This is a genomic window from Occallatibacter riparius (genome assembly GCF_025264625.1).
Lineage (GTDB): Bacteria > Acidobacteriota > Terriglobia > Terriglobales > Acidobacteriaceae > Telmatobacter > Telmatobacter riparius.
Window position 1 is genome coordinate 2,435,181 of the sequence record NZ_CP093313.1, and the last position, 14,488, is coordinate 2,449,668.

Genomic DNA, 14,488 nt, shown 5'->3' on the forward strand with positions numbered 1-14,488 from the left:
GGACAGGGAATAGGGAGTAGGAAAGGCAACAACCGCGCTTCCCGCTCTACTCCCTATTCCCTACTCCCTGTCTCACCGGTACGAGTCGTCGCGGTGGATGACGAATTCGGGGTAGGCGGCGCCGCCGAGTTCGTGGAGGTCCATGCCTAGGCGCTCGCCGTCGGGGTCGACGTGGAACGGGAGCAGTCGGTTGGCGACCGCGAAGATTCCATAGACAAGCGGAAGGAAGAAGCCGAGCAGGGCGGCGATGCCGACCATCTGGGCGAGGAATTCTCCGTGTTGGGGGGCGAAGAGGCCGGCGGCGAAGAGTCCCCAGAGGCCGCTGGCACCATGGACCGCGATGGCTCCGGTGGGGTCGTCGATGGAGATGGCGAGTTCGAGGACTTCGACGAGCAGCGGCGTGATGATTCCCGCGATGACGCCGGTGAAGAGGGCGGCGAGCGGCGATACGACGGCGGCGCAGGCGCTGGAGGTGACGAGGCCGGCGAGCCAGCCGTTGGCGCAGAGGCTGGCGTCGGGTTTGCCGAAGCGGTAGCGGGTGACGGTCAGCGTGGCGAGGGCGGCTCCCGAGGCGGCCAGAAGCGTGTTGAGGGCGGTGCCGATTAACGAGGGGGAGGCTGCCGGGGATTGCAGCCAGAGGAGCGATCCGGTTTCGTTGAGGGCGAGCCAGCCGACCGTGGCTACGAGACAGCCAAACAGGACATAGATGGTGTTATGAGCGGGCATGGCGGTCGCCAGGCCTTCGCGGGGGAACTTGCCTTTGCGGGGGCCGGTGATCCAGATGACGGCGAGGGCGGAGACGCCGCCGAGGACGTGGATGGCTCCGGCGCCGCCGGGGTCCAGGAAACCTGCGCCGAGGCCGAAGTTGATGCCGAGCTGGGCGAGCCAGCCGGACCAGATCCAGTGGGCGGCGAGGGGGAAGACGGCGACGGCCATGATGCCGCCGATGAGCCCGCCAGCGGAGAGGCGGAGGCGGTCAGAGCCCGCTCCCCAGGGGATGAGGCCGACCATTCCTGCGGCGAGGAGCTGGAAGAGCAGGCGGAGCTGATCGATGGGAGATGCGGAATGGGATCCGCCCAGGAGCCAGGGGCTGAGGCCGAGCCAGTTCCAGGGTTTGCCAGCGGCGGTGAAGACGGCCGAGTGCGTGGAGCCCGCAAAGATGGAGCCGATGGCGGCGAACCAGATGATGGCGGCGGCGAAGATGACGGTGGAACCGAGGAGAGCCTGAGCGGCGGAGCGGGAGCGGCCGAGGCCGGTGTTGACCAAGGCGAGTCCGGCGATGGCGAGGGGGGCCAGGAGGAGCAGGCCGAAGAGGAACGCGGAGGTGGTGTCGGGGAGCGGCTGGTTCATACGCTCTCTTTTCCTGAGTGTGGTCCCGTGTCTGGGCGGGAGTCGCGCTGGAGCATGGTGGCGCGGAGGGCGACGGCCAGGCCGAGGGCTTCGACGACGACTCCGCAGGCGACGAACAGCTCCCGGCGCGTGGGGTCGGGGAAGAGCACCAAGGCGGCGAGGACCAGGAAGAATCCTGCCGGCATGACGAGAACACCTGCTGCTTTCATGGGCCTTTGGTCTCCTGCGCTTTGGCTGGTGAGCCCGGGAGAGGAGTGCTGTGCCGGGCGGCGCCGCATGGGTTCCGCGAGGGTGTTGGTGGTGGCGGGGGCGAAATGAACCGGTGTTGATGGAATTTTAATGCAGAGCCTATTAGGATCGGCTGAGTTTGTGCGGATTTTATTGATTTCAGGAGCTTTCAGTGATGAATGGAGTGCGGGAGGTGCTGGATCGTCTGGTGGCGAATCCGGTGGGGGCCCTGGTGGTGCTTTCGATTGCGGCGCTGCTGGAGGCTTGGGGGGACTCGTGGTTTCAGACCGGGTTCTACCGGTCGTCGGGAGGGGGGAGGGCGGTGGCCCTCGTCGCCGGCACCGTGGTGCTGGCGCTGTATGGGTCGGTGGTGAATGTGCCGCGGTGGGATTTCGGTAAGTTGCTTGGAATGTATGTGGTGCTGTTCTTTCTGGCGGCCCAGGTGCTGGCGCGGGTGCGGTTTGGGCAGTCGCCGACGCTGCCGGTGTGGTGCGGGGGCGGGCTGATTGTGGCGGGCGGGCTGGTGATTGCTGTGTGGAGATAAAAGCAGGGAGTAGGGAGTAGGGAATAGGGAGTAGAAGGCAGCTGATTTTGGGCAGGGATATCCTGTGCGGCCTTTGAGCGTGGGGTGAAGCGGCAGGGGGGTGGGTGGGTCAGGGGGCTCCTTTTTAGAGACGGTGGGAGTTGCAGAGTTGCAAGGTTACAGAGTTACAGAGTGCGCGAGGCAGCTATGGCTGCAGCTTGTCCCGTTGTGGTGAGGGGGGAGGGGGGTGCCTTCTTCCAGGGAGCTAAGGGGGGCTCAGGGATGGTCTTGCCCGATAGGATCTGTTCGAGCATGGCCTGGACGTAGTTTGCGTCGTCCTTTGAAGCCTTTGCAGGCGGCTGCCGGAGGGTCGCGGCTGGGGGGAGGGGGGTAGGTGCAGGGGTTGCGGAGTTACAGGGTGACAGAGTTACAGAGTGGGTTGGCGAGGGAGCCGGTTTGGGTTCGAGGTCTCCCACATCTCCGGACGGTGAGGCTGTCCGGAGATATGGGGCACCCGCGGTCTGTGCGGGAAGAGGGAGGGGGGAGGGGGTGGCGGCTGCCGGTTGGGTTTGGTGGGGTTTGGATTGCTGATGGGCGGAGCGGCGGGAGCCTACGGCGATCTGGGTGGCGTAGAGGAGCTTGGCGGCCTCGGCGGTGGTGAAGATTTCGAGGACCAGGCCGTGGGTGACGCAGGCGAGGAAGGCGTCGATGGTGGCGGGGGTGAGGAAGGGCATGGCGCGGCGGTAGGCGCGGTTGACGTGGGCGAGGGATTCAGGACTGTGATCGTGGCGTGCGTCGTCTTCGGCGCAGGCTTTGTTGTAGGCGTCGAGACAGTGCTGTACGGCTTGTTCTGGAGCGGTCATGATTGTTTCCTTTTGTGTTTTGTCGGTTGAGGTTTCTCACCGGGCGGTGAGGTTGGTGCGGCAGTGGGAATCCCTCCCCGGTCCCCAAAAGCGAGGGACCGGGGGGCACCCGGCTGGGTGGGTTTTGTGGTTTCCCACCCTGTCGCCAGCAAAAAGGCGACAGGATGGGGCACGGTTGGCTGGTGGTGAGTGAAGTTCCCGGTGTCCGGATTGGGTTTCGGGCAAAGAAAAGCCCGCCGGTTTGGCGCCGGCGGGCGTTGTTTTTTCTGGTTAATTTAAGTGTGGCATATTTCGCATATAAATCGGCAATTATTTGCGACTTGTATATGGCTGATTCTTTTACCGCTTACAAACTATTTTTCAAAAAGGGGCTTGACAAGATTTCCACAGGCACCTGCGGTGCGGCCAACTGCGGCACCTGCGGCTTCGCCGCCATTCGCGGCTGGGATGGGGATCAGACATCGGCCTCATGGCCCTCGCCGGTTTCAGTTAGTCTCTCGCGAATTAAGGTGACGACTCTGCGGATCTGTACCATGGCTGCATCATCTGGCGTACGGCCGTAATGATTCCAGCGCCTTTGTTCAAAAAAGAGATGAGCCCGTAACAGAACCAGGCTGCTATCGGCGGGAATGCTCGCTAAGTCTCTAATCTCAAGTTTGAAAGGGTCCTTCTCCGTCCTATCAAATGTCAGAGCGAACCTTCCAATGGTTTGCCACGGAGGCGTCTCATCCCGACCGGACCATGGGGCTGACACATCAGGCACATCAGACAGGGCGAGATCTTTCGTCGAGATAACTGGCGGGAATTTAGACATTTGTCTCCTATTCGGCTATGCCGCCTTCAAATTCGCAAGGACAAAGTTGTGGGGGAGCAAAAGCGGATTCCTCCACTCCGTTCAGCAATGCCAAATTCTTGGGGAGGGGGCAGAAGGCAACTGCGGGTCCCTCGGTCCGCTGAAGAAGACTCGCGGACTCTCGGGATGACACCTCAATGGGGGGGGACGTCACCTCCCAACGGTGGGTGGAACGGGGCAAGTGATTTGAGGGGAACGAGGGTTGACGGGGTTGTGGCGGATCGTGGTACGGTGAGGCTGGATGTACCAGTCTCTGAGACATTTGGGCTCGGGGATGCGATGGTGTTCATCCCCGATTCAGGTTTATCACAACCTGTTTTGTTTTCAAGGGCTTAGCTGGGCCACTTCCCTGAAAAAAATTTGCGCATAGCGACTTTTCGTGCCGCCAAGGCACGGGTGTCGGCTGCTATATTTGTTTTTCGGAGTCAGATGCTCCAAATAGCTCTTCTGACTCTAGATCAAGCTTGCAGTTCAGGTATGTGACGGCGCGCACAGCCGGTTCATGCCTCACTACACAGCCCACCCCAAAAACCAGCGCAGCAGAGTAGGAACGTATTCATGGCGCAGATATTTGACCGCAGCTCCAATGCTTTGGCTCGCATGAGCCTTGTGTTGTCGGGGCTGATCATCATTGCCCTGGGAGTAACGCTTGATCAGTTGCAGCGTTCTCCGTGGGTGACCCGGCAGGGGCAGCGACCGGACCAGCCGGTTCCGTTCAGCCATAAGCACCACGTGCAGGGACTGGGATTGCAGTGCCAGTACTGTCACACGACGGTGGAGAAGTCGAGCTACGCGGGGATTCCGCCGACCAAGACTTGCATTAACTGTCATGCGCAGATCTGGACGAATGCGCAACTGCTGGAGCCGGTGCGGCATAGCTGGGCGACGGGCGAGTCGATCAAGTGGACCAAGGTTCACGATCTGCCGGATTTTGCATACTTCAATCACTCCATTCACGTGAACAAGGGCATTGGGTGCGCGAGCTGCCATGGCCGCGTGGACCAGATGCCGCTGATGTATATGCAGAACACGCTGCAGATGGAGTGGTGCCTGGACTGCCATCGCAATCCCGCGAAGAATCTGCGGCCGACGAGCCAGATCTACAACATGGCCTGGGAAGCTCCGAATGAGGACCGGCCGGTGTGGTGCTCGGTGAATGACAAGGCCGATGTGCCGACGGCGCAGCAGGTGGATTGCGTGACGAAGGATCCGACGGGCGCTGGTCCGCAGATGGCCGCGTTGCAGGCGGGTCCGCCATACAGCTCGCCCGAGGCGAAGGCGCCGACGGGAGATGTGAAGAGCTCGATGGTTCCGGTGCCGGCGAATTATCAGAAGTTCACGAGCCAGGATCAGCTGGGGCATTTCCTGCTGCAGCACTACAAGATCCGCACTCCGCAAGAGCTGACCAGCTGCGAGGTTTGCCACCGATGAGTGAGCGTGATTGGAACCCTGGCACGGATGGGAAAGAGCAGATCGTGAGTCAAAAAGATACCTCAGGGGCTAAAGCCCCCGGTCATTTGGCGGGCGGAAATGCCGGGGATAAATCCCCGGCCTACCTCAAATCGGATGGTGTTGCCGGGTCTGAAGCCCCGGCCTACCAGCCCGCGGCCTATCTCAATGCTGACGCGGGTGTGCAGAGCGGCGCGGCGGAGGAGTCGTGCTGTGGGTCGGGTTGCACTTGCGGTAGCGGGAATGCTGAGCCGACGAGCCAGTTTCTGACGCTGGACGCGGTGCGGGCGAAGCTGAAGGGCGTGAAGGGCAAGCGCTACTGGCGCAGCGTGGATGAGCTGGCGGGGACGCCGGAGTTCCAGGCGGCGGTAGAGCGCGAGTTTCCGGCGGCGGCGCAGGAGTGGGTCGATCCTGTGTCGCGGCGCGGCTTCATGAAGTTGATGGGTGCATCCATGGCGCTGGCCGGACTGGCCGGCTGCACGAAGCAGCCCGATGAGCCGATCATGGGGTACATCAAGCAGCCGGAAGACCTGATTCTGGGCAAGCCGAACTTCTTTGCTTCGGCGAATCCGTTCCCGACGGGCGCGGTTCCGGTGCTGGTGAAGAGCGACGAGTATCGCCCGATTAAGGTGGACGGCAATCCCGAGCACCCGTACAACGTGGGCTCGAGCGATGTGTTTACGCAGGGCTCGCTGCTGGACATGTACGATCCGGATCGCGCGGGGCGGGTGACGTTCCGCGGCGAGAACAGCTCGTGGGGCGAGTTTGCGGGCAAGTTCCGCGACGCAGTGAGCGCGACGAAGGACGGATCGGGCGTTTACTTCCTGAGCTCGACGGTGACTTCGCCGACGCTGGCTCGGCAGTGGCAAGCGGTTCAGAAAGCCTATCCCAAGGCGAAGCTGGTGCAGTATGACCCGGCGATTGCGGGGACGGCGCTGGCGAGCGGCCCGGTGCCGGTGTATTCGCTGGCGGACGCTGATGTGATTGTTTCGCTGGATGCGGATTTCCTGTCGGGCGCGGCGTACCCGGGATTCCACAAGCTGGTGCGCGAGTATGCGGCACGGCGCAAGGATCCGAACAAGCTGAACCGGCTTTACACGATTGAGAGCTCGCCGACGACGACGGGCTTCAAGGCGGAGCACCGGCTGGGTCTGCGGGCGAGCGAGGTTCCGGCATTTGCAGCGGCACTGGCGGCGGCGGTTGGCGCGAGCGGAATCAGCGCGCCGAACTATAGCTGGACGGATGAGCAGCAGAAGTATCTGCAGGCCTTGGCGAAGGATTTGAAGGCGCATGCGGGACGCAGTGCTGTGATTGCCGGTCTCTACCAGGATGCGAGCGTTGCAGCGAGCGCAGCGGCCATCAACCAGGCGCTGGGCAACGTGGGCAAGACAGTGGCGAATCCGAGCCAGCCGCTGAATCCGTTGCCGAGCGATCAGATTGCCGATCTGAAGGGGCTGGTTGCGGATCTGAATGCGGGCAAGGTGCAGTGGCTCGTGATTATGAATGCGAACCCGGTGTACACGGCGCCGGCCGATCTCTACTTCGCGGATGCGATGGAGAGAGCGACGAACGTTGTGCATCTCGGCTCGCACGTGGATGAGACGGGACTGGTTTCTGAGTGGCACATTCCGGCGGCGCATGCGCTGGAGTCGTGGAGCGACGCGCGGAGCTACGACGGCACGGTTTCGATTGTGCAGCCGATGATTGAGCCGCTGTATGGCGGCCGGAGCGCGCACGATGTGCTGCAGGCGCTGCTGGACGAGCCGATGATGAGCGCGTACTCGGCTGTGCAGGAGACCTGGAAGCCGGTCATCAAGGGCGATTTCGACGCAGGCTGGCGCAAGGCTCTGCACGATGGATGGATCGCGGATACGGCGTTTGATACGAAGGGTGGAGCTGCTCCCGCGTTTAAGGGGCAGGTGCCGACACCGGCGGGGAAGGATGCGTTTGAGGTTATCTTCCGGCCGGATCCGAATATCTATGACGGACGGTTGTCGAACGTGGGCTGGCTGCAGGAGCTGCCGAAGCCGGTAGTGAACCTGAGCTGGGATAACGCGGCGATTGTTTCCGGCGCGACGCTGACGAAGCTGGGACTCGAGGAAGACGACATTGTCGAGATCTCGGTTGCGAACGGCAAGGTGAAGGCGCCGGTGATTGTGGCGCCGGGTCATCCTGATAACTCGGTGACGGTGTACCTGGGCTATGGACGCGAGGTCGGGCGCGTGGCGGGCGGTGCCGGATTCAACGCGTACCTGATCCGCACGAGCGACTCGCCGTTTGTGGCGACGGGTTCGATCAAGAAAGCGGACGGCAAGTGGGGCACGGCGATCACGAAGAGCCACTACCAAGATCATCGCGGCGAAGCAGCCGGCGGTGAGCACGGCGGCGAGCACGCGGGGCTGAATCATTCCCTGGAAGGCAACGAGGCGCTGGAGCGCGGCATCATTCGCTACGCGACTCTTGCGGAGTATAAGCAGAATCCGGGATTTGCGAACGAGGGCGAGGGTCACGAGAAGACCGACACGGGGACGACGCTGTTCCCGAACTGGGTCTACAAGGACAACGCCTGGGGTATGTCGATCGACATGAACAGCTGCACGGGCTGCAATGCATGCATCGTGAGCTGCTATGCCGAGAACAATATCGCGGTGGTGGGCAAGGAGCAGGTGCGGATCGGACGCAACATGCAGTGGCTGCGTATCGACACGTACTACGAAGGCGATTTGGCTGCGCCGAAGGCGCACTACCAGCCGATGATGTGCCAGCACTGCGAGAACGCGCCGTGCGAGCAGGTTTGCCCGGTGGGCGCGACGGTGCACACGCCGGAAGGCCTGAACTCGATGGTCTACAACCGCTGTGTGGGTACTCGGTACTGCTCGAACAACTGCCCGTACAAGGTGCGGCGCTTCAACTTCCTGCTGTACTCCGACTTTGAGACGGAGAGCCTGAAGCTGATGCGGAATCCGGATGTATCGGTACGCAGCAGAGGCGTGATGGAGAAGTGCAGCTACTGCGTGCAGCGGATCCAGGAAGCGAAGATCACGTCGGACAAGGAAAACCGCGCGATCAAGGATGGCGAGATCCAGACGGCATGCCAGCAGGCTTGCCCGGCGCAGGCGATCACGTTCGGCAACATCAACGACAAGGACAGCCGGGTGGCGAAGCTGAGGAACGATGAGCGGACCTACCAGGTGCTGGCGGATCTGAATACGCGTCCGCGGACAACGTACGTGGCCCCGGTGGTGAATCCGAACGAAGAGCTGGAGCCGGCGATGGTGGAGCACAAAGGATAGTGGTCAGAGGGACAAAGCTACAGAGTGGCAAAGTTGCAGAGTGACAAAGTGGCAGAGTTCCGAGGGAAAAGGCATTAGGCATTAGGGAGTAGGCATTAGGCCCGGATGCTTGGACAACGAGCACTGATAACTGAAAACAGAGAACCGCACTGATGGCAACGAGTGATCTGAAACCAAACAATCCCGAGTACGCGAAGTGGGTTGATCCTGCTACCGGGGAATTCCGTGTACTTGAGCCGGGGCAGACGTTCAAGTCTGTCACGAACAAGATCACGCGGATTGTTCTTACGCCGCATACGCCGCTGGGCTGGTTTGCGATGTTCGGCATCTTCGGCGCGATCGCGATGTTGCTGCTGACCGCGGTGACGTGGCTGTTCCTGAAGGGCGTGGGAATCTGGGCGATCACGCAGCCGGTGGCGTGGGGCTTCGCGATCATCAACTTCGTGTGGTGGATCGGTATCGGCCACGCAGGGACGCTGATCTCGGCGATTCTGCTGCTGTTCAAGCAGGGGTGGCGCAACTCGATCAACCGCTTCGCGGAAGCGATGACGATTTTCGCGGTGGTCTGCGCGGGCATGTTCCCGCTGATCCACGTGGGCCGTCCGTGGTTGGGTTACTGGCTGTTCCCGTATCCGAGCACGATGACGGTGTGGCCGCAGTTCCGGTCGCCGCTGCTGTGGGACGTGTTCGCGGTATCGACGTACGCGACGATCTCGGTGGTGTTCTGGTACATCGGCATGGTTCCCGATTTTGGAACGATGCGCGACCGGGCGAAGACACGCTTCGCGCAGTACGTATACGGGATTATCTCTCTGGGCTGGCGCGGATCGATTCGGCACTGGGTGCGGTATGAGACGGCATCGCTGCTGCTGGCAGGTCTGGCTACGCCGCTCGTGCTTTCGGTGCACACGGTCATCAGCTTCGACTTCGCGGTGGCGGTTCTGCCGGGCTGGCATACGACGATCTTCCCGCCATACTTTGTGGCCGGCGCTATCTACTCGGGCTTCGCGATGGTGCTGACGCTGGCGATTCCGCTGCGCAAGTTCTATGGGCTCGAGGGCCTGGTGACGGAGCGGCACATCGACAACATGGGCAAGGTCATGCTGGCGACGGGCTTCATTGTGGCCTACGGCTACGGCATGGAAGCGTTCATGGCGTGGTACTCGGCATCGCACTGGGAGTGGTTCATGTTCTGGAACCGCGTCTTCGGTCCGATGGGCTGGTCGTACGCACTGCTGATCCTGTTCAACCTGCTGATTCCGCTGACGACGCTGTGGTCGCGCAAGCTGCGGACGAACATCAGCTTCATGTTCTTCATCTCGATCGTGGTGAACACGGGCATGTGGTTTGAGCGCTTCGTGATTGTTGTGACGAGCTTGTACCGCGACTTCCTGCCGTCTTCGTGGGGCACGTATCGCGCGACGAAGTGGGATTACATGACGTACATCGGAACGCTGGGGCTGTTCACGACGCTGTTCCTGTTGTTCGTGCGGTTCCTGCCCATGATCCCGATGAACGAAATCAAGATGATGCTGCCGGGCGCGAAGATCAAGCCCAAGGTAGCAGCCGAGAGTGGAGATTAAGCATGCCTCCTCGTGAAGGGACGTACGGCCTGCTGGCCGAATTCGACAATCCGAGCGACCTGGTGAGGGCGACGCAAAAGGCGCGGCACGACGGGTGGCGACGGATGGACTGCTATACGCCTTATCCAGTGGAAGAGGCGGCGGACGCAATCGGGTTTCACAGGAACAAGGTTCCGCTCGTGACGCTGATCGGCGGCCTGATGGGCCTTACGGCGATGTTCCTGCTGGAAGTGTGGATCAATACGCTGGCGTATCCGTTGAACATCGCGGGCCGTCCGCTGTACTCGTGGCCGGCGTTTGTTGTGCCGGCGTATGAGTGGACGATTTTGTGGGCGGGCTTGTCTGCTGCGTTTGGAATGCTGGCGCTGAATGGACTGCCGTCGCTCTATCACCCGGTGTTCAATGCGCCGAACTTCCGCAATGGCGCGAGCGACGACAAGTTTTTCCTGTGCCTGGAAGCGCTAGATCCGAAGTTCGACCTGCTGGAAACGAAGAAGTACCTGGAAGGGATGCAGCCGCTTTCGGTTGTGGAGGTGGAGTACTAATGAGCAGGGAACAGGCAACAGGGAACAGGGAACAGGGAGTGATCAGTGGCCCGCGGTCAGTGATCAGGTTCCTTGGCTCCGTTCGCTCCACAGGCTCTCCACTGACGGGCAAGGTAGCGATGCTGCTGGGTGCTTCGGCGCTGTTGTTGATGGCTGGGTGCCGGCAGGATATGCATAACCAGCCGAAGATGATTCCGCAGCGCGGGTCGGAGATGTTTGCCGATGGACGCGGCGCGCGGCCGCAGGTGGTGAACACGGTGGCACGCGGACAACTGGACGAGACCAGCTACTACTACACCGGCGTGGTGCAGGGCGCGAACGGCTATCGCGAAGAGAAGGATCAGTTGCCCTTCCCGGTGACGCTGGACGTTTTGCATCGCGGCGAAGAGCGATTCAACATCTACTGCACGCCTTGCCACTCGCGCGTGGGCAACGGGCTGGGCGAGATTGTGCAGCGTGGCTACAAGCCGGCGGCGAATCTGCACGACCAGGTGCGTACGGCGCAGCCTCTGTCGCACTACTTCTACGTGATGACGCATGGGTATGGCGCGATGCCGGACTACTCGGCGCAGTTGACGCCGGCAGACCGGTGGGCAGTGGCAGCGTATATCCGCGCACTGCAACTGAGCCAGGCGGCGAACCAGAGCGATGTGCCCGCGGGCACGCAGGTGGAGAGCCTGAAGGACGTGGCGGCGCAGGAGAAGCTACCGGACTCGTTCGCGCAGGCGTGGAATCTGCCAGGGACAGCAGTTTATGCGAACCAGGCGCCGGCGCAGAAGGAAGGCACTCCGGCGATGGGCCCGGCCAACACGGCGGATCCGGTGCAGATCAACAAGGGCGCCGCAGGCAAGAAGTAAGGAACGGAATCAGAAGGAACTGGAATGGCTCATACATCTCACGCCAAGACGCTGCCGGCAGATCTGAACGCGCCACCGATGGTGAGCGCATGGCAGACGCGCGCTCTCATTATTGGTGTTGTCTTCTCTATCGTTGCGGTCATCCTGGGATTTCTGGGACAGGCGCAGGATCAACTCGGGTGGGATCACGTGCTGCGTGCATGGGACCTGGGCCTGATGATCACCTTCGGATTCTGCGTGGGCGGGCTGGCGCTGCTGATGGTGCAGTACTGCTCGGGCGGCAAGTGGGGCCTGCTGCTGCGGAGGCCGCTGGAGGCGATGAGCCGCACGCTGCCGTTGGTGTTTGTGTTCTTCGTGCCGATCGCGATATTCCAGGGCCGACTGTTCATGTGGGCGAATCACGGGCTGGTCGACAAGGCATTCAGCCTGGGGCAGATCAACAAGGACCAGGTTGAGGTGATCGACCACGCGATCCAGTGGAAGCACCCGATGCTGAACCCGACGACGATGGTTGTGGTCAGCGTGATCTGCTTCCTGATCTGGGGCTACTACACGTGGCGGCTGAACGGCCTGAGCCTGAAGCGCGACCGCGACACGATTGCGAACACGCCGTACTGGATCAAGAAGCTGGAGAACATCAGCGGACCGGGCATCGTGGTGTACTCGCTGACGATGACGGCGGCGGCAATCTACTGGGTGATGTCGCTGGATGTGACCTGGTACTCGTCGATTTATGGATTGCTCTTCCTGGTGGGACAGGGCTACTCGGTACTGGCGCTGTCGATTATCACGTCGGTCAAGCTCTCGGAGAGCGAGCCGTATGCGACGATTCTGCGGCCGGTGGAGCAGCACGACCTGGGCAAGATGACGTTCGCATTCGTCATGCTGAACATCTACCTCGCATTCGGACAGTTCCTGATTATCTGGTCGGGCAACCTGCCGGAAGAGATCAACTGGTATCTGGATCGTATTCGCGGAGATTGGGGCATCATCATCACGCTGGACTTCATCTTCCACTGGGTGATTCCGTTCAGCATGCTGCTGAGCCGCGACATCAAGCGCAACAAGAAGCGCCTGGTGCGGTTGTGCCAGTTCATGATTTTTGCGCGGTGCTGGGACATGTTCTGGCTGATCGAGCCGAACTTCCGGGATGCGGCGCGGAACCTGCACTTCAGCTGGGGAATTCTCGAGTACATCGCGGTGCCGGCGGCGATGATTTCGTTCTGGATGTGGTACTACTTCGCGAAACTTAAGACGCGGCCGCTGGTGCAAGTTAACGATCCGCACCTGGCGGAGATTCTGGAGCCCGAACATGCCACTGCATGAAGACAACAAACTGCCGTCGCACGGTGATAGCCTGCCGCCGCACGGCTCCGGGAAGATCGACGCATCGCATGGATACGAGCGGTCGGACGTTCGCGTCACGGGCATCGTGGTGTTCCTCACCGCACTGGGCATCTTTGTCGCGGTGACGGGTGCGCTCTGCTGGCTGATCGGCAAGGGCATCAACGTAGCGATGCTGCACGAAGACAAGGCGACGTATCCGAACACGAAGTGGACCAGGGACGAGGACAAGCAAATTCGTGAGCTTGGGAATCTGCCGTCGAGCCCGGCGCTGCAGAACAAGGTGGCGGAGCTGACGAAGGAGTTTCCCACGCCGCGCGTGCAGACGGACGACGGCAACCAGGATGTGAGCGACCTGCATGCGCGCGAGGATCTGTTGCTCGATCACTACACGCGAATCGACGGGCAGGCGGGGAAGGTACGGATTCCGATTGAGCGCGCGATGGAGTTGATTGCGCAGCGCGGATTGCCGGTGGCACCAGCGGAGAACGAGACGCTGATGGCGGGCGATCAGAAGCCAACGGTTCATGCGCCGCTGACTTCGGGATTTGCGCGGACCGCTTATGAGCTGGAGCAGGAGCGCGGCGAGGGTGGGCACGCGGAGCGGCCGCCGAGCGCGAAGTAGTAAAGCAGGGAATAGGGAGTAGGGAGTAGGAAATGCAGAATGTGGGCACAATCCGGAAGAGGTTGCTGACGGGGGCGCTTAGCGCTGCCGCCGCGATTGTGTTGGTCGCTGGTGCGATGGCGCCTGCGATGGCGCAGGTGTCGGGGTATGGCGACAAGCAGGCGGGGCCGGCGAACGAGAAGTCGCGGATTCTGGACAAGGTGGGAATTTCGCAGCATCTCGACCAGCAGTTGCCGTTGAATACGACTTTCACGGATGACGCGGGCAAGCAGGTCGAGCTCGGCGGTTACTTCGGGAAGAAGCCGGCGATTCTGGCGCTGGTGTACTACCAGTGCCCGATGCTGTGCAGCGAAGAGCTGAATGGGCTGGTGAGCGCGCTCCTGATGGTGGACGAGGTTCCGGGAAGGGACTTCAACATCGTAGTGGTGAGCATCGATCCGAGCGAAGGCACCGACCTGGCGGCCGCGAAGAAGCGCAGCTACGTGAAGCGCTACGGCAAGCCGCAGACCGCGGATGGATGGCACTTCCTGACGGGGACGCAGCCGAACATCGATGCGCTGACGAAGGCCGTGGGGTTTGGGTACACGAAGATTCCAGGGCCTGATGGAAAGCTGACGCAGTTTGCGCATGCCAGCGCGATTCAGCTGGTGACGCCCGAGGGCAAGCTGGCGCAGTACTACATGGGCGTGGAGTATTCGCCGAAGGATTTGCGGCTGGGGCTGGTTGAGTCGTCGCACGGGAAGATTGGATCGCCGGTCGACAACATTCTGACCTACTGCTATCACTACGATCCGGGGACGAACAAGCACTCGCTGATTGTGGCCCGCGTGGTGCAGCTGGGCGGCCTGGTAACGATGGTTTCCCTGGGCGGATTCATGTTCCTGATGTTCCGCCGTGATTACCGGCTGGAACACGAAGTCACAGAAAAACAGGATTCAGGCAACGATTCAGGCAGCAAGGTGAACGGATAACGGA

13 protein-coding genes are annotated in these 14,488 nt (G+C 61.5%); 10 read left to right on the forward strand and 3 right to left on the reverse strand.

Going from position 1 to position 14,488, the window contains the following annotated elements; all coding sequences use genetic code 11:
* Nucleotides 1-72: 72 nt before the first annotated feature.
* The gene (locus tag MOP44_RS09705) at nt 73-1,350 is read right to left on the reverse strand and encodes an ammonium transporter (protein ID WP_260795839.1); all 1,278 of its coding nucleotides are present in this window, start codon (nt 1,348-1,350) and stop codon (nt 73-75) included.
* Complete coding sequence (locus MOP44_RS09710; RefSeq protein ID WP_260795840.1) at nt 1,347-1,559, reverse strand: hypothetical protein; 213 nt, start codon at nt 1,557-1,559, stop codon at nt 1,347-1,349. The genes MOP44_RS09705 and MOP44_RS09710 overlap by 4 nt, the downstream gene beginning before the upstream one ends.
* A 194-nt stretch (nt 1,560-1,753) precedes the next feature.
* Between MOP44_RS09710 and MOP44_RS09715 the strand changes: the two genes are divergently transcribed.
* Nucleotides 1,754-2,122: a hypothetical protein gene (locus tag MOP44_RS09715; RefSeq protein WP_260795841.1), complete on the forward strand. Its 369-nt coding sequence runs from the start codon at nt 1,754-1,756 to the stop codon at nt 2,120-2,122.
* Between the two features lie 164 nt (nt 2,123-2,286).
* Here the strand turns inward: MOP44_RS09715 and MOP44_RS09720 are convergent, their stop codons facing one another.
* Nucleotides 2,287-2,964, reverse strand: a complete 678-nt coding sequence (locus MOP44_RS09720) for a hypothetical protein (protein ID WP_260795842.1) — start codon at nt 2,962-2,964, stop codon at nt 2,287-2,289.
* A 164-nt stretch (nt 2,965-3,128) separates the two neighbouring features.
* On the opposite strand from MOP44_RS09720, the gene MOP44_RS09725 reads away from it, so the two are divergent.
* The 9 genes from MOP44_RS09725 to MOP44_RS09765 all read left to right on the forward strand — a co-directional run bounded on the left by MOP44_RS09725 (nt 3,129) and on the right by MOP44_RS09765 (nt 14,484).
* On the forward strand, nt 3,129-3,527 hold the full coding sequence (locus MOP44_RS09725; RefSeq protein ID WP_260795843.1) for a hypothetical protein: 399 nt from the start codon (nt 3,129-3,131) through the stop codon (nt 3,525-3,527).
* Between the two features lie 848 nt (nt 3,528-4,375).
* Nucleotides 4,376-5,248, forward strand: coding sequence for a cytochrome c3 family protein (locus MOP44_RS09730; protein WP_260795844.1), 873 nt, complete (start codon nt 4,376-4,378; stop codon nt 5,246-5,248).
* Nucleotides 5,249-5,292: 44 nt separating this feature from the next.
* Nucleotides 5,293-8,559, forward strand: a complete 3,267-nt coding sequence (locus tag MOP44_RS09735) for a TAT-variant-translocated molybdopterin oxidoreductase (protein ID WP_260795845.1) — start codon at nt 5,293-5,295, stop codon at nt 8,557-8,559.
* 152 nt (nt 8,560-8,711) lie between these two features.
* Complete coding sequence (gene nrfD / locus MOP44_RS09740; protein WP_260795846.1) at nt 8,712-10,142, forward strand: NrfD/PsrC family molybdoenzyme membrane anchor subunit; 1,431 nt, start codon at nt 8,712-8,714, stop codon at nt 10,140-10,142.
* 2 nt (nt 10,143-10,144) lie between these two features.
* Entirely contained in the window at nt 10,145-10,687 is a 543-nt protein-coding gene (locus MOP44_RS09745; RefSeq protein ID WP_260795847.1) for a DUF3341 domain-containing protein, read from the forward strand.
* Nucleotides 10,687-11,544, forward strand: a complete 858-nt coding sequence (locus MOP44_RS09750) for a c-type cytochrome (RefSeq protein WP_260795848.1) — start codon at nt 10,687-10,689, stop codon at nt 11,542-11,544. The genes MOP44_RS09745 and MOP44_RS09750 overlap by 1 nt, the downstream gene beginning before the upstream one ends.
* 24 nt (nt 11,545-11,568) lie before the next feature.
* On the forward strand, nt 11,569-12,870 hold the full coding sequence (locus tag MOP44_RS09755) for a hypothetical protein (RefSeq protein ID WP_260795849.1): 1,302 nt from the start codon (nt 11,569-11,571) through the stop codon (nt 12,868-12,870).
* Nucleotides 12,857-13,513 carry a hypothetical protein gene (locus MOP44_RS09760; RefSeq protein ID WP_260795850.1) on the forward strand — a complete coding sequence of 219 codons (657 nt, stop codon included), beginning with the start codon at nt 12,857-12,859 and terminating at the stop codon, nt 13,511-13,513. Before MOP44_RS09755 ends, MOP44_RS09760 begins: the two co-directional genes overlap by 14 nt.
* Before the next feature lie 32 nt (nt 13,514-13,545).
* The gene (locus tag MOP44_RS09765) at nt 13,546-14,484 is read left to right on the forward strand and encodes an SCO family protein (RefSeq protein WP_260795851.1); all 939 of its coding nucleotides are present in this window, start codon (nt 13,546-13,548) and stop codon (nt 14,482-14,484) included.
* The last annotated feature ends 4 nt before the right edge of the window (nt 14,485-14,488 follow it).